17 protein-coding genes are annotated in these 20,763 nt (G+C 65.4%); 5 read left to right on the top strand and 12 right to left on the bottom strand.

Annotated features, from left to right (window positions below; genetic code table 11):
* Positions 1-39 precede the first annotated feature (39 nt).
* The 4 genes from hpnE to WI560_RS09595 all read right to left on the bottom strand — a co-directional run bounded on the left by hpnE (position 40) and on the right by WI560_RS09595 (position 3,432).
* On the bottom strand, positions 40-1,296 hold the full coding sequence (gene hpnE, locus WI560_RS09610) for a hydroxysqualene dehydroxylase HpnE (RefSeq protein WP_375307806.1): 1,257 nt from the start codon (positions 1,294-1,296) through the stop codon (positions 40-42).
* On the bottom strand, positions 1,296-2,135 hold the full coding sequence (hpnD, locus tag WI560_RS09605; protein ID WP_375307805.1) for a presqualene diphosphate synthase HpnD: 840 nt from the start codon (positions 2,133-2,135) through the stop codon (positions 1,296-1,298). Before hpnD ends, hpnE begins: the two co-directional genes overlap by 1 nt.
* Complete coding sequence (hpnC, locus tag WI560_RS09600) at positions 2,125-3,009, bottom strand: squalene synthase HpnC (RefSeq protein WP_375307804.1); 885 nt, start codon at positions 3,007-3,009, stop codon at positions 2,125-2,127. The genes hpnD and hpnC overlap by 11 nt, the downstream gene beginning before the upstream one ends.
* Positions 3,010-3,198: 189 nt before the next feature.
* A complete protein-coding gene (locus WI560_RS09595) occupies positions 3,199-3,432 on the bottom strand; it encodes a hypothetical protein (protein WP_028135323.1) in 234 nt (77 codons plus the stop codon).
* Between the two features lie 461 nt (positions 3,433-3,893).
* Here WI560_RS09595 and WI560_RS09590 point away from each other — a divergent pair, with 461 nt between their 5' ends.
* The gene (locus tag WI560_RS09590; RefSeq protein WP_375307803.1) at positions 3,894-4,391 is read left to right on the top strand and encodes a hypothetical protein; all 498 of its coding nucleotides are present in this window, start codon (positions 3,894-3,896) and stop codon (positions 4,389-4,391) included.
* Between the two features lie 74 nt (positions 4,392-4,465).
* The gene (locus WI560_RS09585) at positions 4,466-5,311 is read left to right on the top strand and encodes a hypothetical protein (protein WP_375307802.1); all 846 of its coding nucleotides are present in this window, start codon (positions 4,466-4,468) and stop codon (positions 5,309-5,311) included.
* A gap of 30 nt (positions 5,312-5,341) precedes the next feature.
* Here WI560_RS09585 and WI560_RS09580 read toward each other — a convergent pair whose 3' ends face one another.
* From WI560_RS09580 to WI560_RS09565, 4 genes are all read right to left on the bottom strand, one after another.
* Positions 5,342-7,708 (bottom strand): RND family transporter, encoded by a 2,367-nt coding sequence (locus WI560_RS09580; protein WP_375307801.1) that lies wholly within the window; start codon positions 7,706-7,708, stop codon positions 5,342-5,344.
* Between the two features lie 208 nt (positions 7,709-7,916).
* Entirely contained in the window at positions 7,917-8,702 is a 786-nt protein-coding gene (eutC, locus tag WI560_RS09575) for an ethanolamine ammonia-lyase subunit EutC (protein ID WP_375307800.1), read from the bottom strand.
* Positions 8,699-10,285 carry a B12-binding domain-containing radical SAM protein gene (locus WI560_RS09570; protein ID WP_375307799.1) on the bottom strand — a complete coding sequence of 529 codons (1,587 nt, stop codon included), beginning with the start codon at positions 10,283-10,285 and terminating at the stop codon, positions 8,699-8,701. Before WI560_RS09570 ends, eutC begins: the two co-directional genes overlap by 4 nt.
* Positions 10,286-10,442: 157 nt before the next feature.
* Positions 10,443-11,825, bottom strand: a complete 1,383-nt coding sequence (locus WI560_RS09565) for an ethanolamine ammonia-lyase subunit EutB (protein WP_375307798.1) — start codon at positions 11,823-11,825, stop codon at positions 10,443-10,445.
* Positions 11,826-12,049: 224 nt separating this feature from the next.
* On the opposite strand from WI560_RS09565, the gene WI560_RS09560 reads away from it, so the two are divergent.
* The 3 genes from WI560_RS09560 (at position 12,050) to WI560_RS09550 (ending at position 15,628) form a co-directional block, all read left to right on the top strand.
* Complete coding sequence (locus WI560_RS09560) at positions 12,050-13,789, top strand: methyl-accepting chemotaxis protein (protein ID WP_375307797.1); 1,740 nt, start codon at positions 12,050-12,052, stop codon at positions 13,787-13,789.
* Positions 13,790-13,914: 125 nt separating this feature from the next.
* Positions 13,915-15,360, top strand: coding sequence for a permease (locus tag WI560_RS09555; protein WP_375307796.1), 1,446 nt, complete (start codon positions 13,915-13,917; stop codon positions 15,358-15,360).
* Between the two features lie 25 nt (positions 15,361-15,385).
* On the top strand, positions 15,386-15,628 hold the full coding sequence (locus WI560_RS09550) for a thioredoxin family protein (protein ID WP_375307795.1): 243 nt from the start codon (positions 15,386-15,388) through the stop codon (positions 15,626-15,628).
* A gap of 176 nt (positions 15,629-15,804) precedes the next feature.
* On the opposite strand, the gene WI560_RS09545 is transcribed toward WI560_RS09550, so the two are convergent.
* The 4 genes from WI560_RS09545 to WI560_RS09530 all read right to left on the bottom strand — a co-directional run bounded on the left by WI560_RS09545 (position 15,805) and on the right by WI560_RS09530 (position 20,753).
* On the bottom strand, positions 15,805-17,019 hold the full coding sequence (locus WI560_RS09545; protein ID WP_375307794.1) for an acyl-CoA dehydrogenase family protein: 1,215 nt from the start codon (positions 17,017-17,019) through the stop codon (positions 15,805-15,807).
* Between the two features lie 153 nt (positions 17,020-17,172).
* Positions 17,173-18,384 carry an ABC transporter substrate-binding protein gene (locus tag WI560_RS09540; protein ID WP_257177449.1) on the bottom strand — a complete coding sequence of 404 codons (1,212 nt, stop codon included), beginning with the start codon at positions 18,382-18,384 and terminating at the stop codon, positions 17,173-17,175.
* A 142-nt stretch (positions 18,385-18,526) separates the two neighbouring features.
* On the bottom strand, positions 18,527-19,102 hold the full coding sequence (locus WI560_RS09535) for an HdeD family acid-resistance protein (RefSeq protein WP_375307793.1): 576 nt from the start codon (positions 19,100-19,102) through the stop codon (positions 18,527-18,529).
* Between the two features lie 127 nt (positions 19,103-19,229).
* Positions 19,230-20,753, bottom strand: a complete 1,524-nt coding sequence (locus tag WI560_RS09530; RefSeq protein ID WP_375307792.1) for an FAD-dependent oxidoreductase — start codon at positions 20,751-20,753, stop codon at positions 19,230-19,232.
* Positions 20,754-20,763: the final 10 nt, after the last annotated feature.

Genomic DNA, 20,763 nt, shown 5'->3' with positions numbered 1-20,763 from the left:
TCGGAATTGGCCGGGACGTTTGCCCGTCTGGGCCGCCCTTCAGGATGCTTTGGCGGCCAGAACCAGATCGGCGGCGCGATCTCCGGACCGGACCGATCCCTCGATGGTTGCAGGCAATCCCGTAGCAGTCCAATCCCCGGCAAGGAACAGGTTTTTCAGCGCGGTGACCGGCCCCGGGCGCAGGGCGTTCTGCGCCGGCGTCGCCGCAAATGTGGCGCGGCGCTCGCGCACGATCTGCCATGGCGGCAGCTCGCCGGACACGCCGCCGGCCTTGCAGACGTCGTTCCAGACCGCCTGCGCGAGCTCCTCGCGCGGCATGTCGACCAGACGGTCGCCATTGCTGATGGTGACGGAAAGCCGGTTCGGGAACGCGAACAGCCATTCCACGATTCCGCCGATCACGCCGAGGAGCGGCGGCGAACCCGGCGGCGGCGTGATGCGGAAATGCGCATTGACGATGGCGCGGAACTCGGTCGGCGTTTTCAGGCCCGGCAGCAGGCTGGCGGCAGCGCGCGGCGGCACCGCCATCACCACGACATCGCCCTCGCCGAGCTGAATCACATCCTCGCCGCCGAAATTCAGCGCGCTGGCCTTGCCGTTGTTGCTCGCAAACGAACGCAGCTCATGGCCGAGCTGAACAATGTGGCCGCGTTCCTGCAAAAACTTCACCGCGGGCTCGATCAGTACGGCACTGAGACCGTCGCGCGCGATCAGCGGCCGGCAGGCCTGCCCGCCGGCCAGCAGCGTTTCGCGCACGATCGCGCCGGCAAGCCCCGCCGAGCCCTCGGGCGGATCGACGTTGAGGGCCGCGAGCAGCAGCGGCTGCACCAGACGCTGGTAGAGCACGCCTTCGCAAGGAATCGACTTGCCGACCAATGTCTGTTCCGACGCCCAGATCAGCGGCGCCAGCTTCAGGTAATCGGCAAGGCCCGTGTCGGGCACGCGGCGGCTCTCGTCGAGCACCCAGGTCGGCAGCCGGCCGCTGCCGAGATCGATCTGCCAGCGCTGCCCGGTCTTGATGTCGACGAACGGAAACTGCGCGCTCTCCGGCCCGACCAGGCCCGCCTCGGTGCCGATCGCGCGCGCATAGGCCCGCGCATGGCTGTTGCCCGACAGCAGCAGATGATTGCCGTTGTCGATGGTGAGGTTGGTGGCGCCGTCGAAATAGGAGCGGCACCGGCCGCCGGCCTGGTGCGTGGCCTCGTGCACGGCGACCTTGAAGCCTGCATTGGCGAGCCGCACGGCGGCGGAGAGGCCGGAAATCCCGGCACCGATGATGTGAGCTGTCTTTTGCATCAGATGAAAGCGTAACGGAGCAGGATCGCGATGCGTGTGACCTTCGACACGCGCACCGGCTGCCGCGGCGCGTTGAAACCGCGCGCGATCAGCAGATCCAGAATGGAATGATAATATTTCGACATGATCCGCGGCGCGCGCACGACGCGGCGCTTGTTGCGGTTCATGATCTCGTCCGACTTCTCGAAATGTGCCTTCGCACGCTGCGTCAGCGGCAGGCAGGCCTTCGGCAGCGCGCGCTCGGCGATCACGCGGTTCGGATCATCGGAGGTGATACCGGCATGCAGCAGCGCCTCGCGCGGCAGATAGAGCCGGCCGAGGCCGGCGTCCTCGTCGATGTCGCGCAGGATGTTGGTGAGCTGAAGCGCGCGGCCCAGGTGATAGGCGAGCTGGATGCCGTCGTCCTCGGGCAGGCCAAAGACCCGCACCGACAGCCGTCCCACCGCGCTGGCGACGCGATCGCAATACAGATCCAGCGTCGCCATGTCGGGCGCGCGGATGTCCTGCGGCACGTCCATCTCCATGCCGTCGACGATCGCCAGGAAGTCCTCGCGCTTGAGGCCGAAGGTCTTCACCGAGGCGACGTAATCCTTCAGCCGCGGCGGCGGATTGCCCTGATAGAGCGCGTCGATGTCGTTGCGCCATTCTTGCAGCGCGGCGAGCCGCTGCTCGCGCGGGCCGTCGGAATCGGCGATGTCGTCGACCTGGCGGCAGAAGCTGTAGATCTGGAACATCGCTTCGCGCTGGTCATGCGGCAGGATGCGCATCGCGGCGTAGAAGGAGCTGCCGGATGCGGTCGAGCCATAATCGGCGCCGGGCGAGGTCGCCTCAAGCGTCATGTGCGGTCCCCGGTCTGGATATGGGCTTTCGTCCCATCGCGCGGCGGCCGGCCTCACCGATCATCCCGGCAAGGCTGAAGACGAGCAGCTCGAACTTGTTCAGATGCACCCGCTCGCGCAGGGGATCGCGCACCTTCAAGAGGCGCACGATGCGGTCGGCGTAGGCCTGGATCACCGCGACGTCGACGCCGAGGCGAAAATCCCGGATCTCGGCGGCCAGCGACCTGCCCTCGTCGAGCAGCGCTTCGTTGCGCGCGGCAAGCCCGTGCAGGCAGGCCAGCATCGCCGGCGGCGACTGCGACAGCCCGAGCTGCTCGGCCGAGGCGCCGTGTGCCGCCAGCGCATCGCGCGGCAGATAGACGCGGTTGAGCTCGCGGAAATCCTTGCCGCAATCCTGCAGGTGGTTGTTGATCTGCAGCCCTGCGCAGAGCGCATCCGATGCGACCCAGGTCGAGGTGCTCTCGCCGTGGACGTCGAGCATGAAGCGGCCGACCGGCATCGCCGAATAACGGCAATAGTGGATGACCTCGTCCCAGGTCTCGTAACGCAGCTTGGTCACGTCCATGCGGAACGCGGTCAGCACGTCCAGCGCATGGCGCGGCGCCATGCCGCGCTCGGCAAGCGCCCGCCGCAAGGCGACGGCCTCGGCCTGGCTATCGCCTTTGCCGAGCAGTTCCGCCTCGAGCAGGTCGAGATAGGCGAGCTTCTGGTCGGGCGGGAGCGTCGCATGGTCGGCGATGTCGTCGGCGGTGCGGACGAAATTGTAATAGGCCAGGATCAGGGTGCGATGACGTGGATGAATGATCCAGGACGCGACGGGAAAATTCTCGTCGCGGTCTCCCTTGCCGGATCGCAATTCGCTCGCAGAGGTCATCGAGGGCTGGTTTACAATCGTTGGGACAGAAAGGGCTTGTTCGCTCGCGGGCTCGTGCCGGCGATCCGCCGCGGCCCCCATATAGGGGAATACGGCCGCAAAACCAATCCTGTCTGGCGATGGCCGCCCTTCGCAGACTGCCCCGAAAAGGCGGCCCGCAAGGCCGCCTTTGTGGGCCAGTGGCCGAGCTTACTGGTTGTGGTTCTTCAGGACCTGGTCGCAGGCCTGCGAGATCTTGGAGCGGTTCTCCTTGAGGCAGGCCAGGATGGTGAAATCGCCCTGGTCGATGACCGGACGGCAGAACTTCTGCACGTCGCGGGTGCAGGCCTTCTGCTCGGCGTCCGTGCCGCGTCCTGCCTGGGCGAATGCCGCGGTCGAAAGGGAAGCCGACAGCAGGGTGAGAGCGACGAGAAGCTTACGCATTGTATTCCTTCATTCTGGCGGCAGAATCGCACCGGACCCGGACTGCACTGGGCGGACGACCGGAACGGCTTGTTCTGATGGCAAATCGCCGCGGACATAGCGGCTTTCAGAGAAGGCACAAGCACTGGCAAATGCGGCCAAATTGGCGCCGCGCCCACCAAATCAGGTCTTCCCTCGGCCTTGATTGACAGATGTAAGGGATTGATACTACGTCATAATTCAAGGGTGCGGTGTTTTAGTGCAGACCTGTTGCAGAGCTGCATCTCTCCATCCCGCCTTTGCCGCCGGAAACATGCCGAAACAGCGCAAATCGGCGGCTCCCGGGCTGGCGCGAGGCGTCGTGAATGGCCATCTCTGGCGGCCAAGCTTTGAACCTGCCACTGGCTCAGAGCACTAAACTTTCGATGTGGCGAGACGTTATCACGCGCAAGCGGGCGTCATTCTAAAACGGGATATTCGAGATGACATTCTTTGGGCGATCTGGACTGGCAATCAAGGCGGCCGGCATCGGGGCGGCGCTGCTCTTCTCGGTTTCGGCAAGCCACGCTCAGTCGTCCGGGCCGTTTGCCGGTTTCGACGGCGCATGGAGCGGCACCGGCACGGTGTCGCTGTCCGACGGCTCCACCGAGCGCATTCGCTGCAAGGCCGACTATAAGGTCGCCGGCAGCGGCCTCAACCTGAAGCAGGCCCTGCACTGCGCTTCCGACAGCTACAAGTTCGACCTCACCAGCGACGTGACCAGCCAGGGCGAGCGCATCTCGGGCAATTGGAGCGAGTCCAGCCGCAACATCTTCGGCAATCTCCAGGGCACCGCCGGCGGCGGCCAGATCGAGGTGTTCGTCGAGGCCAACGGCTTTGCCGCCAACCTCTCCCTGCGCACCAACGGCACCAAGCAAACCGTGCAGATCTCCTCCAAGGGCGAGATCCGCGGCGTCAACATCACCATGACGAAGAGCTGATCCCGTCACGCTGCGAAAGGATACGGCCCCCGGCTCTCGCGACCCGGGGGCTTTTTGCTGACATCGTCGCAACCATGAACCCGACTCGCAGACACGTCCTGATGGCGGCCGGCTTCTTTGCCGCCAGTCGCGCTTTCGCCAATGAGCAACCATCGATTCGGCAAGGGGCGGCCATGCAGCCTTCGACCGTGAAGCCGCGTCACGTGCTCTGCTTCCTCGGCAAGGACGAGGGCCTGCTGCATCCTCCCGAAGCAGTGGTCAAGACGATCGCGGATTTCAACTTCGAGATCGACCGCACCTATTCGCAAGCCAAACCTGATCCGCATATGGAGCGATCGTTCGGCGTGTGCTGGGACCGCGTCTTTCCCAAGGCGTGGTCCGAGGCCGACGAAATGGCCGTGTTCAACCACAAGGCCGTGCTCTACGTGCTGAGCCCGCCGATGGAGCAGCAGAAGACGGTGGCCTATTCAGCCGCCGCCTTGCGCATCGTCGAGGAGATGATCGAGGCCGGCGCCACCGCCGTGAAGGGCGAAAGCGCGGGCGTTGCCCACGGCCTCGCGCGGTGGCGGCAACTGGCCCGGGAGTGCAAGGCGGCCGCGACCACGAACCAGGGCCTTGCCGTCACGGCAGCGATGAGCCGGAGCTGCCGCCTCGCTTTCGCCAAGCGTCCGCTCGCCGGCGACACCTACAACGAAAGTGTCGGCTTCCACCTCGTCGGACTGCCCGATATCTATGTCGCGCGATCGCGCGGCAGCGACCGGAACGCGGCGAAGCTGATGGACGAGATCGCCGACGCCATGGCCGGGCGCGGCATCGAGGCGACGCTGCGCGACCGCAAGCTCACGCTGTCGCGGGAGCAGGACTACGCCGAGGGCGACTTCAAATTCAATCCCTACGGGATCATCCGCATCGGAGCGTGAGGGTGCCGGGCAGCGTCCGGCGCCAGCCGCTCAGATCGCCGGCTTGTCGCCCCCCTGCAGCCTGGCGTGCAGATTGATCAGCCACATCGCCGTCGGCCTGAGGATGAAGAGGTCGGCGACGAGGGCCATCACCATCGAGAAGGCGCTGAGCCAGCCGAACAGCCGCAGCGACGGCAGGTCGGAGAACACGGTGACGACGAGGCCGCAGGCCAGCACCACCGTGGTCAGGATCAGCGCCGGTCCGACCAGCACGGTCGCCCGCTCCACCGCGAGCGCAGAGCCGACCCCCGGCCTGTTCTCCAGGCGCAGACGGTTGAGGAAGTGGATGGTGGCGCTGAGGCCGAGGCCGAACGAGACCGTGAGCGCGACGACGCTGGCGAATTGCAGCCCCTCGCCCATCGCCCACAGCACCGTGCCCGACATCACCACCGGGAAGATGCCCGGCAGGATGCAGGCGAGCGTCACCACCCAGGAGCGGAACGCGAGGCCGATGAAGATCGCGACCAGCGCAAACTCGATCGTGAGGCCGTGGTTCAGCTTCTCGATCATGCTCGCCGAGTTGCGGGCCGCAATCGCTGCCAGGCCCGTCACCGCGATTTCGTAACCGGGATGCTTGTTGCGGACGGTGTTGAGCTCGCTGTCGAGCTTGTCGACGATCGGCAGCAGCTGGCTGGAATCCTTGTCCGGCACGCGGCCGGCGACCACGACGGCGTCCTGCTCGGCATCGATGAATCGCCGCACCAGATGCTCGGGGATGACGCTGACATATTCCTTCAGCGTCGCGACGTCGGCGTTGCCGGCCTTCTCCGCCAGCCAGCGGCGCAGCGTTTCCAGCGACCAGACGTTGCCTACCCCGGCGGATTTCTCGACCGTCGCATGCACCTCGGCGATGGTCTGGAGCGTTTCCGGGGAATAGAGCGACTGCCCCTTCGGAAACACGATCAGCACGTTGACCGGATTGGCGCCGGTGAGCTTGGCGTCCAACCGGTCGCTGGCGGCGACCGCCTGGCGCTTGTCCGGCACCTGGTCGGCGAGCCGGTAGCGCGGCTCCAGATTGGCGTAGATGACGCCGAGGCCGCCGACGAACAGCACGGCGATCAGGCTGAACAGGCCGGGCCGGCCGACCATGCGCACGGCGATCCAGTAGCAGAAATTGCGCAGCGCCTGGACGCCGGCATCCGCGCCCTGGAACTTGACCGCAAACACCTTCTCGTTGCGCACGAACAGCACGCCGAACACCGGCACCAGCGACAGCACCGCGACCAGCGCGATGATGGTGGCGGCGAGGCCCGCCTCGCCGAACTTGCGGATCAGATCGGAGTCGGAGAATTGTAGCGCGATGAAGGAGATGCCGGCGGTGCCGTGCGTCAGCACGCAGGCCGGGCCCACCACCAGCACCGCGTTCTTGAACGCGGTGAACTTGTCCTGGCCTGCGATCAGCCGGTCACGCGCGGCGAAGGTGAGCTGCATCGAGTCCGAGAAGCTGATGACCATGATGAGCGGCGTCATCACGTTCAGGAACATGTTGAGATTAAAATTGGCCCAGCCGAGCGCGCCGAGCGCCAGCAGGATCGCGATCATCGGCGGGAACGCCGCCGCGATCATGAACGAGACCTTGCGGAAGAAGATGATGGCGATGATGCAGCCGGCGAGAATGCCGAGGATGTTGTAGGTCAGCCCGTCGCGCTCGACGGCGTTGCGGATCTCGAGCTGCATCACCGGCACGCCGGAGAGCTGCACGTTGAGCCCGGTGTCGCCGAGACTCTCCTTCATCAGCGCGCGGATGTCGGCCACGGTCTTGGTCAGCTTGTTGGAGGCGACGACCTCCGGATCGAGCGACAGCACGACGAGCGCCAGCGTCCCGTCTTCCGACAACAGCTTGCCGCGGATGATCTCGTTGTTCTTGACCGTCTCGATGAACTTGTCGTAGTCGGCGCCTTCGGGCAGCTCGGCCGGGAACAGAGCCGCCGGCAGCTTGCCCGGCGCCGGCGCCTGGCGCGCCGAGAACAGCGAGACCAGCCCGCGCGTGCCGTCGACCAGCTGCAAGTCGGTGACGAAGTCGCGCAGCTTCTCCAAATTGTCGCGCGCCAGCAGGTTCTTGCCCTCGACCACGACAAGGACGTCGAATTCCTCGGCCGGGAACTTCTTCGTCACCTCTTCATACTGCTTGAATTCGCGGGTATCGGAGCGAAACAGCTGCGACAGCGAATCGTCGATCTTGATCCGGTGGATGCCGAACACGGCGCCGATGATCAGCGCGACCAGGACGATGCAGGAGACGATCGGCGCCCGGACGGCGATCAGTCCGAGCCGCTCCAGCCCGAAGGCGATCGAGGACGTAGGTCCCTGCTCGACCTTGTCGACATGAACCTCATTCTCGCTGTGCTTTTCGAGCATGCCTTGTCCAGTTCCTAAATCATCGGTCTTGAGAGCTTATTGCGCTCCGCGAGCGGCTTGAAAACGCCATACCAATGGGAGGCTTGCCCTTTGAAAATGCGCGGAAAATCGCCGCGAGGGGGTTTAGCAGGTCAATTGCCCCTCTCGCAAGCCAGCGAAGCGTGGGCGAATCGATCAAGATGCGGCGATTTCGGGCCCTTGCCGCGGGTCACCCGGGCGAGAATGTGCCAATTCGACGCGGCGCACGGTCCGCGCTCTCGTCCTTCAGCGCCACGCCGCTGACCTGCCGGGCCAGCCCCTCGCGGACCAGCCAGGCGATCTTGAAGGCGGCCTCGTCATAGCTGAGCCCGGCGTGGTGGATGTTGGACACGCAATTGCGCTCGGCATCGGTGCGGCCGGGCTTCGGCGCAAAGGTCAGATAGGCGCCGAGACTGTCCGGCGCCGACAGGCCGGGCCGTTCGCCGATCAACATCACGACCATGCGCGCGCCGAGAATGGCGCCGATCTCGTCGCCGAGCGCAACGCGCGCGCCTGAGGCGACGACGACCTGGCCGACGGCGACGGCATCGCCTTCCGCGAGCAACGGCAGCAGACGGCTCACCAGGGTCGCCGCATGGGCGTGGACCGCCGCCGCGGACAGCCCGTCGCCGATCACCAGCGCAAGCTGGCATGGCGCGGAAGCTGCTCGCTTCAAGACCTCGACCGAGCCGGGCTCGAGCCGTCGCCCCAGATCCGGCCGCCGCAGATAATCCCTGCGGTCGACCGCCTGGCTCCTCGCCTCGGTGACGTCGAGGCCGAGGCCACGGAGATCGGCGAGCAGGCGCGGCGCATCGAAGGCGGCATGCACGGCATCACGAGCGCGGGCATGGTCGAGCGTGAAATCGAGCAGCGCCCTGGTCGGCACGCTTGCGCCGGTGCGGCCCAGCGCGACGCGCGCGGGCGTGAACGACCTGAGGTCGATAGCGGGGCGGGCAGGAACCGACGGGTCGCTCATTCGGCCGGAACGGCGGCCTCGCGCAGCCGGATCGAATAGTTCGAGGCATTCTGCCTGCCGCTGGAGGCCGCGCGCGCAAAGGTGATGAGATGATGCGCGACCAGCGTGCATCCGATCAGGCCTTCGAGATCGCCGCGCATGATGCGTCCCAGCGCGAACTTCCAGAACACGCGCCTGTAGTCGCCGAGCACGCCGACCTTCCAGAAGATGTTGCGCAGCATGACGAGACCGCGACGGATGTTGGGCCAGGTCTTCATCTCGTCCGACACCGGCACCTTGAGACGCTGCGTGTAAACATGATCGCACTGATGCTGGTAGCGCGCGTAGACCTTGTCGGGCGCGTAAGCGACCGCCATGGCGTGCTTCCAGGACGCGACGACCTCGTCATAGGGCAGCAGGAAGTCGACGTTGGAATCGCGGCCGTCGTCGTGGATCAGGCGGCCCTCGCGCTCGAGCCGGTCCCACAGCGGCGTCTTCGGCAGCGCCTGGAGCAGGTTGATGGTGAGCAGCGGAATCCGGGACTCCTCGACGAAAGAGAGGAGCGCCTCCGAGGTGTTCGGCTTGTCGGTGTCGAGCCCCATGATGATGCCCGAGACGACCTCCATGCCGTAGGAGTTGATGGTGCGCACGCCCTCCAGGATCGGGACCATCATGTTGTGGTCCTTCTGCATCGCCTTCAGCGCATCGGGGTCGGGCGTCTCGATGCCGCAGAAGATGGTGACGAAATAGGCCTCGCGCATCTTCTCAAGGATCTCGGGCCGCTTGGCGATGTTGAGCGTCGCCTCGCAGGCGAGCCGGACCACGTAGCCGGTCCGCTTCTGCCATTCGACCAGATGCGGCAACAGGTCCAGCGCCGCCTTGCGGTTGCCGATGAAATTGTCGTCGACGAAATAGACCGTGTCGGTCATGCCGCATTCGCGCAGGCGGTCGAGCTCGGCGATGATCTGCTGCGGCGTCTTGATGCGCGGGTTGCGGCCGTAGAGGCCGGGGATGTCGCAGAACTCGCACTGATAGGGACAGCCGCTGGAATATTGGATGCTGCCGAGAAAATACTTCTTCACGTCGGCAAGCTCGTAGGCCGGGATCGGAAACTCCGTCATCGGCACGCGATCCTTGGTGGTCAGCACGACCTGGCTCTCGGGGCGAGAGGTGTCGCGCGACAGGATCTCGATCAGCTGGTTGGTGGCATCGCCGAGCTCGCCGACATGGAGATAATCGAACGAGGGATAATAATCCGGGCAGGCGCTGACGGAGGGGCCGCCAAGCGCGACCGGCAGGTCGAATTCATGCGCACGGCGGCAGATGTCGTTCATCTGCTGGCGCTGGATGTGCATGCCGCTGACGAAGATCGCCTCGGCCCATTCGAACTCTTCCCTGGTCGTGCGGCGGAGATTCTCGTCGACGAATTTGACCTGCCAATCCTGCGGCAGATAGGCCGAGATCAGCAACAGTCCCTGCGGAGGCATGAAGGCTCGGACGCCATCGGTCAGGGGATAGGAATGCTCGAACGTACCGAACGAGGAGGTGTAGCGCGGAAACACACAGAGGATCCGCCGGGACGTTCCGTTACTTTCAGCTCGCATCTAAGCTCCCCCGCCACGCTCGACCTGGTTGCGGAAATTGCCAGCCAGACACATAGCGTAATGCTGCAGCCGGAATTTCTCAATATTGTGGCATAAGCATAATTCCTGGAGCCGCCGATAGTTTCCTGAGGAAGCGAGTTTGGCGCTTTGCGCCGCCTCACGCGATCAGACGCGAGGCAAAATCGGGCAGCAGGCCCGCATCGCCGGCAAGCCGGAAATCGGCGCCGGTGATGCCCGACCGCGCCAGCCAATCGTCGAATTCCGGCGCGCGGCGCAGACCGAAGACGTCACGGACATAGAGCGCATCGTGAAAAGACGTCGACTGGTAGTTCAGCATGACGTCGTCGGCGCCGGGGACGCCCATGATGAAAGTGACGCCGGCAGCCGCGAGCAGCGTCAGCAAATTGTCCATGTCGTCCTGGTCCGCCTCGGCGTGGTTGGTGTAGCAGATGTCGATCCCGAGCGGCAGGCCGAGCAGCTTGCCGCAGAAATGATCCTCCAGCCCGGCGCGGATGATTTCCTTGCCGTCATAGAGATATTCCGGGCCGATGAAGCCGACCACGCTGTTGACCAGGAGCGGGGCAAAGGCGCGGGCGACCGCATAGGCGCGTGCCTCGCAGGTCTGCTGGTCGACGCCGTGATGGGCGCCCGCCGACAGCGCCGAGCCCTGGCCGGTCTCGAAGTACATCACGTTCTGACCGACGGTGCCGCGCTTCAGCGACAGGCCGGCCTGCTGCGCCTCCTTCAGCAGCGCAAGGTCGACGCCGAAGCTGCGGTTGGCGGCCTCGGTGCCGGCGACCGACTGGAAGACGAGATCGACCGGCACGCCCTGCCCGATCAGCGACAGCGTCGTCGTGACGTGGGTCAGCACGCAACCTTGCGTCGGAATCGTCAGCCGCGCGATGATCTCGTCGAGCAGGCGCAGCAATCGCGCGATCACGGCCGGATCGTCGCTGGCGGGATTGATGCCGATGCAGGCATCGCCCGCCCCGAGCAGGATGCCGTCAAGGATCGAGGCCGTGATGCCCCGGGCATCGTCGAACGGATGGTTGGGCTGCAGCCGCGTGCTCATCCGCCCCTTCAGGCCGATGGTGTTGCGGAAGGCGGTGGTGACCTCGCATTTCCGCGCCGCCAGGATCAGATCCTGGTTGCGCATCAGCTTCGACACCGCCGCCGCCATCTCCGGCGTGATGCCGTCCGCCAGCCTGCGCAGGACCTCGGGCGTTGCGGCATCCGACAGCAGCCAGTCGCGGAAGGCCCCAACCGTCAGGGATGCCACCGGCGCAAAGGCCGTCGCGTCGTGGCTGTCGATGACGAGGCGGGTGACCTCGTCGGCCTCATAGGGGATGACCGCCTCTTGCAGGAATCGGGCGAGCGGGACGTCGGCCAGCGCCATCCGGGCCGCGATCATCTGCTCGGCGCTGTCGGCGGCGATCCCGGCCAGCCGGTCGCCGGAGCGCGGCGGGGTCGCCTTGGCCAGGAGATCGCGCAGGTCCGGGAACGTGTGGGTCGTGGCGTCGATGGTGTGGCGGTAGACCAAGGCCCTCTCCGGGGTTCATCGGCCGTTGGCCGACTCCAAGACGATCCGGAGACTATATCTTCGGATCAAGACACTGAAATATCTTAGCTTTCCTTCGACCAATGGCCAACAGGGCCGACCAACGTGTTAACGCGGCATCCATCTTCATCCTGCATAGTTTTGCATCAATTCTGCACGCCCTCGTTCACCGGCCGTTTCAGGCCATTCCGGGCCCCCTGAGTACCATGACAACAAACCGATCTGGGAATGCCGCCAAGCTGGCGGGCCGTTTCACGCTTGCCACCAAGCTCTACGCGATCTTCGCGCTGTTCGCGCTGCTCACGGCGGCGATCGCCGTGCTGTCCGACTATAACAGCCGCCGCAGCGCCGAGCTGACCAACGCGATCGAGACGGCGAACGCCGCCGCGCTGAACGTCGAGCGGGTCAACTCGCTGGTCTATGCGGTCGTGATGGAATCGCGCGGCGTCTACATGTCGACCGAGCCCGCCGTGGTGAAGAAATACGGCGACGGCCTGCTCAAGTTCAACGCGCAGATCCTGGACGTCGTGAAGCGCTGGGAGACCATCGTTAGGGACGACGATGCCGAGCAGTTCGCCACCTTCAAGAAGCGGATCGAGCAATTCGTCGAGTTCCGCAAGGAACTGGTGCGGCGCGGCGTCGAGATCAATGCGGCCGCGGGGCGCGAATGGGGCGACAACGACGCCAACCGCGCCGTGCGCTCGGCGCTGAACAAGGATCTCGAGGCGCTGTCCAAGGTCTATGCCGAGCGCGCCAGGCAGATCGCGCAGCAGACCGAGGCCAACCACGGATTATCCTTGGTGCTGACCTGCCTCGGCGGCGTGGCGCTGGCCCTGGTCGTGATCGGCATCGTCATCATCGCCCGCTCGATCGCCCGGCCGCTCGCCGCGATCACCGCGACGATCAAGCAGGTCGCCGATGGCACCGAGGACGTCGTGGTGCCGCACTCCGACCGCGCCGACGAGATCGGCGCGCTCGCCCGCGCGATCCAGGTCTTTCAGGAAGCCATGCGCCGCAACCGCAACCTCGCCTCGCAGGTCTCGCAGGACTCCGCCGCCCGCGAGGAGCGCGCCCGCCACATCGAACGATCCTTCGAGCAGTTTCGCGAGGCGATCGGCGCGATCATGCGCGGCCTCAGCGACAACGCCTCCGTCATGCGCCAGACCGCGCAGACCATCACCCGCGTCACCGCGGATGCGAATAGCCGCGCCGGCACGGCGGCCAACGCCACCGCGCAGGCCGCCCACAACGTCACGGCAGTGGCGGGCGCGGCCGAGGAGCTTTCCGCCTCGGTGGTGGAGATTGGCCGCCAGGTGCGGCAGAGCGCCGGCGCGGTCGAGCAGACCGGCCAGCGCACCGAGAAGTCGATCTCCGAGATCGAGAGCCTTGCCGCGGCCACCCAGCGCATCGACGGCGTGCTCAATCTGATCCAGGCCATCGCCGAGCAGACCAACCTGCTGGCGCTCAACGCCACCATCGAAGCCGCGCGCGCCGGCGATGCCGGCCGCGGCTTTGCCGTGGTCGCCCATGAAGTGAAGGCACTCGCGGGCCAGACCGCCAAGGCCACCGCCGAGATCAGCGAGAACGTCGCGATGATCCAGTCCTCGACCCGCAACGCGGTCGACGCCGTGCGCGAGATCGGCGGCGCGGTGCGCGAGATCAACGAGGTCACCTCGGCGATCGCCGGCGCCGTCGGTCAGCAGGACGCCGCCACGCGCGAAATCTCGTCCAACGCGCAGAGCGCCGCGCAAGGCAATGCGACGCTGGTCGCCAACATCACCTCGCTGCGCGACGCCATCGGCGAGACCGACACGGCCGCAGCCTCGGTGCTGAGTGCGGCGGGCAGCGTGGCCGAAACCGCGGACACGCTGTCGCGCGAGGTGGAGAAATTCTTCCAGAACCTGCGCGCGGGGTCGGAAGACGGGCGGATCGCCAAGGCGGGATGACGGCGCAATCGGACCACAGCGCTCGCTTGAGCAATTCGCCGGCATGAAATCGGCATTCACCCTGGGACGGTTTGTGTTGACCCAGGTCAATGCCGCGCTTGCGCGTTCCGGTCTGATGGCACCTCATGGAACTCGCGATCAAATTGCTCATCGGCGGCACGGGCAGCCTCGCTTCCTATTTGGCGGCGCATGTCCTGCTGTGCTTGTTGCCGGCCTTCTTCATCGCCGGGGCAATGGTGGCACTGATCCCCAAGGCCAGCATTACGCGCTGGCTGGGACGTAGCACGCCGGCCTATGTATCCTACCCGGCGGCTGCCGCAGCCGGCTCCGTGCTGGCCGTGTGCTCCTGCACCATCGTGCCGTTGTTTGCAGGCATCTACCGGAAAGGCGCGGGCATCGGCCCGGCAATCGCTTTCCTGTTCTTTGCGCCTGCAGGCAACATCATGGCGTTGACCTACACCGGCAGCATACTGGGACTGGAGTTTGCTGTCGCCCGCGTGGTGATGTGCCTGCTGTTCGGCATTGGAATCGGCCTGCTGATGGCACTGCTGTTCTGGCGCGACGATGTCGGCCATGACGCCCAGACGGACGCCCTGTTCGCCGAGCAGGCTGCCGTTTCCCCGGCGGCACTGGGCGTGCTGTTGTCGCTTGTAGCGGTGTTGATTGCCGGCACCATTAAATTGTGGCCGTTCACGGCCACGATGGCGACCGTTCATCTGCCCTTGCCATGGGCCGAGGCCTGGCAGACCTTGCTGTTTCAATGGATGCCTTACGACGTTGGCAAAGGCGAGGAAGGTGTCGGCTTTCACGGATCCGTTCTGATTGTCTTGCTGTTGCTCATTGCCGCGACCGTGTGGAAAGGGATGGAGAACATCATCGAAGGCGCCAATCTCTGGACCTGGCTGGCACTTGGCCTCTCCGCCACCACCTTGCTGGTGGCCGCCGCGCGCCTGACGCCCGAGCCGGGCGGACTGGAGGTGGGACTGACGGGACGCGTGCTGGCGGTTGCCCTCAGCATGTGGGCGGTGTGGCACTTCGCGAGCAAGCTGGCTGCCGATGATTGGCGGTCGTGGCTGTGGGAGTCCTGGCGCTTCGTGAAGCAGATCTTTGCGCTGCTCCTGGTGGGCGTGTTTTTGGTGGGCATGGTGCGTCAGGTCATTCGACCGGAATGGATCGAGAGCCTTGCCGGCAGCAACACCCTGCTCGCCAATGCACTGGGGGTGGGCTTTGGCGTCTTCATGTACTTTCCAACTCTGGTGGAAGTGCCGGTGGCACGCATGTTCCTCGATCTCGGCATGCATCGCGGTCCGCTGCTGGCTTACCTGATGGCCGACCCCGAATTGAGTCTTCAGAGCATGTTGATGGTGGCGGTCGTGATCGGCCGCGCCAAGACCGCCGCCTATGTGGGGGCCGTGGCGTTGTTCAGCATCACCGCAGGCCTGATCTACGGCGCGTGGGTCGACGGCATGGGTTGGGCGCCACTGGCTCTCACGCTGACGTTCATCGTGGCCGCAATAGGCGGCTCGCTGGTCTGGCTACGGCAGCGCCAGCGCGCGGCCGCTCCCGCGTAGCACGTTCACACGATGGAAGGAGAAGATGAGCATGATAATTGTCAAGATCCTCGGCCCTGGCTGCGCCAACTGCAAGAAGCTCGAAGCTGTTGCGCGCGAAGCCGCCAGCCGCGCCAACATTCCAGCCGAATTCGTCAAGGTCACCGAAATGAAGGACATCATGGCCTATGACGTGTTGTCCACGCCGGGTCTTGTGGTCAATGAAAAGCTGGTCAGCAGCGGACGCATTCCGACTGTCGCCGAAGTACAGAAGTTATTGGCGGTTTAAGAGAAGGCCCTAAGGTTATCGCGGCTTGTGTCCGCGTTCGGGATGGCGGTCGTCGCACTCCACCTGAGATCGGTGTGAGCCAAAATCAATCTCGCCCGAATTGAACTGTCGGGACGGTAACCGGTACGAGAGATCGTCACGATTGCATCGAAGGCGCCGGCAATGGAGCCAACGCCCTACCCCATCACCCCGCCGCGCCGGATCAGCTCCTTCCCCAGCGCAGCCAGATGCACCTGGTCCGGTCCGTCGCCGATGCGGATGAAGCGGGCGTAGACGTAGGCGCGGGCGAGGAAGGTGTCCTGCGAGACGCCGGCAGCGCCGTGGATCTGGATGGCGCGGTCGATGACGCGGGCGGCCATGCCGGGCACCACGATCTTGGCCGCGGCGATCAGGTCGCGCGCGGCCTTGTTGCCTTCCCGGTCCATCTTGTCGGCGGCCTGCAGCGTCAGCAGGCGGGCCTGCGCGATCTCGCAGAAGGAGTGCGCGATGTCCTCGCGCACCGAGCCCTGCTCGGCGAGCGGCTTGCCGAAGGCGACGCGCGACACCGCGCGCCGGCACATCAGTTCGAGCGCGCGCTGGGCGCAGCCGATCAGCCGCATGCAATGATGGATCCGGCCGGGACCGAGCCGCCCCTGCGCGATCTCGAAGCCGCGGCCTTCGCCGAGCAGGATGTTCTCGGCCGGCACGCGGACGTTGTCGTAGACGATCTCGGGGTGGCCGGCCGGGGCGTCGTCATAGCCGTAGGTCAGCATGTCGCGGACGATGCGCACGCCGGGCGTGTTCCTGGGCACCAGGATCATGGATTGCTGCCGATGCCGGTCGGGATCATCGGGCGCGGTCTTGCCCATCACGATCAGGATCTCGCAATCCTCGTTCATCGCACCCGAGGTGAACCACTTCCGCCCGTTGATGACGTAATCGTTGCCGTCGCGCGTGATGGCGCACTGGATGTTGGTGGCGTCACTGGAGGCGACCTGCGGCTCGGTCATCGAGAAGCCGGAACGGATGCGCCCTTCCAGCAGCGGCTTCAGCCAGCGCTCCTGCTGCGCCTTGGTGCCGTAATTCGCCAGCACCTCCATGTTGCCGACGTCCGGCGCCGAGCAGTTGAAGACCTCCGGCGCCCAGAGGATGCGGCCCATGATCTCCTTCACCGGCGCGTAGTCGAGATTGGACAGACCCGGTCCGTGCTCGCCGGAGAGAAACAGGTTCCAGAGCCCCTGCTCGCGCGCCAACTTCTTCAGGTCCTGCAGCACAGGCGGCGTCCTGTAGCGCGCCGCTTCCGGCTTCACCTGCTCGTAATAGAGCTCCTCGACCGGCTCGACATGCGTCCGCATGAACTGGCGGACGCGCTCCTGAAGCTCCAGCGAACGGGCCGAGTTTTGAAAGTCCATGGTGGTCTCCTGTTCTCCTCGTCGCGCGTCAGTGTCGTAGGGTGGGCAAAGCGAAGCGTGCCCACGCATTGTTTGCGACCGAGAGAGGTGGTGGGCACGGCGCAAGGGCGCCTTTGCCCACCCTACGATTCCTGACTCGCGGAGAGATACCCCTCACGTCCCCTTCAGCAATTCGCTTGCGACCACCCAATCGTTGCCGTCGAATTGCAGCATGTAGCCGTCCTTGATCGGGCGGAAATCCTGCGGCGTGGTGTTCAGGGTGATGCCGGGCAGCAGCAGCGACAGCGGCACGTTCTTCAGGTTCGCGGCCTGCGCCATGATGTTCTCGCGCGTCAGATTGTCCTTGCACTGCTTCAGCAGCACCACCAGGGCCTCGGCGACGGTGTAGCCGTAGAGGCCGGCGACGTTGTTGACGTCGGCATTGGGCAGGCGCTTCTTCATGAAGTCGATATAGGCCGTCATCGCCGGATCGTTCTTCGGCGTCTCGACGAACGGCTTCAGTGCGCCGAGCGAGAGCACGCCCTTGCCGGCTTCGAGGCCCGCCGGCACCATGACCGTGGCCTTGTTGGCGCAGCCGCTCGCGATGAAGCGCGTCGGCTGCCAGCCGACCTCGTGCGCCTTGCGGATCGCCTGGGCGCAGGCGCGCGGCGTCACCGAATAGATCAGGAAGACGTCGGCTTTCGTGTTCGCCAGCGTCAGCACCTGGGAATCGACCGTGGGGTCGGCGACCTCGAAGCTCGAGGCCATCGCGATCGCCTTGTCGGCCTCAGTGCCGAGGGCCTCCTTGACGCCGCGCAAATATTCCTTGCCGGCGTCGTCGTTCTGATAGAGCACCGCAAAGCGCGCATTCGGGTTCTTGGCGCGGGCATAGGCGACGTCGATCGCGGCCTCGCTGGTGTAGTTCGGCGCCCAGGGCAGCGCCATCGACCACGGCATGTTGGCCGGATCGTTCCACTTCGAGGCCGAGCTGATCAGGAACAGCTGCGGCACCTTGTTGCTGTTGAGGTACTTCGCGATCGCCGAGCTCGGCGCCGTGCCCATGGTGGCGAAGATGAAGGCAACGCCGTCGCCTTCGACCAGGCGCCGCGCCGCCTCCATGGTCTTGGGCGGCGAGAACGCGTCGTCCAGCGAGATCAGGTTGAGCTTGCGGCCGTTGACCCCGCCTTTCTCGTTGACCTCGTCGAAATAGGCCGCGATCACCTTGCCTGTGATGCTGAGCGGCGAAGCCGGCCCGCTATAGGGCATGGTGTTGCCGATCTTGATCTCGGTGTCGCTGACGCCGGGACCGTAGGATTTCTGCGCGGAGACAGGGGTCGACAGGCAGGCGGCAGCCAGAGCTGCGGCCAGGACCAAAGCGGCTTTCATGGTTTCTCCCCGATGATTATCGCCGCGGCGTCATGCGTGAACGCGCGGCGCGCTGCTTTCTTGTCAGCGCGTCAGCTCAGCGGAGTTCCGCAAGGGGGTCTTGCGTCGAGTTGCTGATGGTCCGGCACCCAGCGCGCAGGAGCTAGCGGCGCTGCTTCAAGCTGAGACCAAGGCTGACCCAGCCCGCACCCGCCATGATCAGGTCGATGCCGAGAAACAGGCCGAGGATGTAGACGCTGTTCACCGGCCAGCGCGCCAGGATCAAAAGCCCGAGCAGCAGCGTGACGACGGCCGACAGCGCCACCCAGACCCACGGGCTCTCGCGCTTCATGCTGAAAGCGAGAAACAGTCTGACTGCGCCGGAGGCCAGCAGCGAAGCGCCGAGAAAGAGAGTGAGCAGCACGGCGGCAAAGAGCGGATTCTCGAAGGTGAGGAATCCGGCAACGATGTAGAGCGCGCCGAGCAAGGCCCAGATCAGGAACTTGCCCCAGCTTTTCATCTGGAATGCGCCGATCACCTCGGTCACGCCGGCAACGACCATCATCGCGCCGACCACGATCACGCTCGCCACCGTTGCCATCATCATGCTGCCGAGCGCGACGAAGCCGGCGATGAGGTAAACGACGCCGAGGGCAACGATCCAGCCCCATTTGGCATGTAGCGCCGAGATACCCGAGCCGAGACCGGAAGGGTGAGGCGCATCTGAAACACTTGTCATGGGCCACTCCTGCATGCGAAGCCCGCGGGCACACGCCAGGATAGCACGCACCGCACCGGGACGACAGCCAGCAGATCAGCCCTTAACCGCCGCAACGTTGACGCAAATCAAGATCGGGCGCGCCGCTTCAGCCGCGCGAGCGCTCCATCTCCAATTCGGCCTTGAGATTGTCGAGATCGCGATAAATTGAAGCGACCGCCAGCACGCGGCCGCCCTTACGGTACTTCAACAGGCAGTCCTTTTCGGAGATGCTGCCGTCGATCGCGATGTCGTCGAAGTTCTCGGCGTGACCGACATAGTTGATCGGGACATCGTAGTGCTGGCTCCAGAAGAACGGCACGGCGTCGAAGCGCTCGCGCCTGCCGAGCATGTTGCGCGCCGCCGTCTGCCCCTGCCGCTCCGCCACCACCCAGTGCTCGACGCGGATGGTCTGCCGCGAATGCGGATCGGGCCAGCGAGCGATGTCGCCGGCCGCAAAAATGCCGGATGCGCTGGTCTCCAGATATTCGCTTACGCTGACGCCACGATCGGCCGCCAGCCCCGCCTGCTCGGCGAGCGCGAGGCGCGGCTTGACGCCGATGCCGACCACGACGAGGTCAGCCTCGATGACGGCGCCGCTCTTCAACGTGGCGCGCATGCCGTCGAGCCTCTCCACCGTATCCTTCAAGTGGAAGATGACGCCGTTCTCCTCATGCAGGGACCGGACGAAGTCGCCCATCTCGGCGCCGAGCACTTTCTGCATCGGCCGCTCGTCCGGCGCGACCACGTGCACCTCGATCTTGCGGGCCCGCAAGGAAGCCGCGACTTCCAGCCCGATGAAGCTCGCGCCGATCACCAGCGCGCGCCTGGTACTCCCAGCGGCCTTGATGATGGCGCGGCTGTCGGCGACCGAGCGCAAGGTGTGAACGTGCGGCTGGTCCGCGCCCGGAATCTGCAGCTTGACCGGCTCGGCGCCGGTCGCGAGCAGCAGTCGGTCGAATGGCAGCTTGTCGCCATTTCCGAGCGTGACGCTGCGCGTCTTCGCATCGATGGTGGCGACATCGGTGTCGAGCCTGAGATCGATGCCGGCGTCCTGGTAATAGTCCTTACCGCGCAACGGCAACCAATCTTCCGGCGCGTTGCCCGCGAGGTAATCCTTGGAGAGGTTGGGCCGGTCGACCGGCATCGCTCCGTCATTGCTCAGCATGGTGATGGCGCCGGCAAAGCCCTCGCGCCGGAGCGTCTCGGCAGCGGAAAAGCCGGCGGCGCCGCCGCCGACGATGACGAACTTCTCCGGCGTCGGCGCGTTGCGATGTGCGGCCGGCGGCGTCAATGCCTCGCGCTTGCGCCGAACGACGATGCTGTCCCGATCGCGCGCGACCTCCCAGATCGCCAATGCATTCAACGCCGGTGGGCGGGTGGCTTCGCCCGTGCGCAGGGAGAAGCAGGCATGATGCCAGGGACAACGGATGGTATCGCCCACCACCAGGCCCTCGGCGAGCGGACCGTGATAGTGGCTGCAGGCCGGCTCGATCGCGAAGATCTCGCTGCCCGCCTGCACCAGCAGGACGTCTTCCTCCCCGACGTGACCGAGCAATTTGCCGTCCTTGAACGCGCTCAGCGATACGCCCTTGCTCAGATCGGGTCCGCTCGGCTTATTGTCCTCGGCCATGGCGAGGCCT

Source organism: Bradyrhizobium sp. A11, from assembly GCF_042077125.1.
Taxonomy (GTDB): Bacteria; Pseudomonadota; Alphaproteobacteria; order Rhizobiales; family Xanthobacteraceae; genus Bradyrhizobium; species Bradyrhizobium japonicum_B.
Note: the sequence above shows the minus strand (reverse complement) of the source record. Positions and strands in the feature narration are given on the sequence as shown.

Coding starts and splice junctions, on each gene's coding strand:
- hpnE (WP_375307806.1), bottom strand. CDS start 1,296: ATGCAAAAGACAGCTCACATCATCGGTGCCGGGATTTCCGGCCTCTCC.
- hpnD (WP_375307805.1), bottom strand. CDS start 2,135: ATGACGCTTGAGGCGACCTCGCCCGGCGCCGATTATGGCTCGACCGCA.
- hpnC (WP_375307804.1), bottom strand. CDS start 3,009: ATGACCTCTGCGAGCGAATTGCGATCCGGCAAGGGAGACCGCGACGAG.
- WI560_RS09595 (WP_028135323.1), bottom strand. CDS start 3,432: ATGCGTAAGCTTCTCGTCGCTCTCACCCTGCTGTCGGCTTCCCTTTCG.
- WI560_RS09590 (WP_375307803.1), top strand. CDS start 3,894: ATGACATTCTTTGGGCGATCTGGACTGGCAATCAAGGCGGCCGGCATC.
- WI560_RS09585 (WP_375307802.1), top strand. CDS start 4,466: ATGAACCCGACTCGCAGACACGTCCTGATGGCGGCCGGCTTCTTTGCC.
- WI560_RS09580 (WP_375307801.1), bottom strand. CDS start 7,708: ATGCTCGAAAAGCACAGCGAGAATGAGGTTCATGTCGACAAGGTCGAG.
- eutC (WP_375307800.1), bottom strand. CDS start 8,702: ATGAGCGACCCGTCGGTTCCTGCCCGCCCCGCTATCGACCTCAGGTCG.
- WI560_RS09570 (WP_375307799.1), bottom strand. CDS start 10,285: ATGCGAGCTGAAAGTAACGGAACGTCCCGGCGGATCCTCTGTGTGTTT.
- WI560_RS09560 (WP_375307797.1), top strand. CDS start 12,050: ATGACAACAAACCGATCTGGGAATGCCGCCAAGCTGGCGGGCCGTTTC.
- WI560_RS09555 (WP_375307796.1), top strand. CDS start 13,915: ATGGAACTCGCGATCAAATTGCTCATCGGCGGCACGGGCAGCCTCGCT.
- WI560_RS09550 (WP_375307795.1), top strand. CDS start 15,386: ATGAGCATGATAATTGTCAAGATCCTCGGCCCTGGCTGCGCCAACTGC.
- WI560_RS09545 (WP_375307794.1), bottom strand. CDS start 17,019: ATGGACTTTCAAAACTCGGCCCGTTCGCTGGAGCTTCAGGAGCGCGTC.
- WI560_RS09540 (WP_257177449.1), bottom strand. CDS start 18,384: ATGAAAGCCGCTTTGGTCCTGGCCGCAGCTCTGGCTGCCGCCTGCCTG.
- WI560_RS09535 (WP_375307793.1), bottom strand. CDS start 19,102: ATGACAAGTGTTTCAGATGCGCCTCACCCTTCCGGTCTCGGCTCGGGT.
- WI560_RS09530 (WP_375307792.1), bottom strand. CDS start 20,753: ATGGCCGAGGACAATAAGCCGAGCGGACCCGATCTGAGCAAGGGCGTA.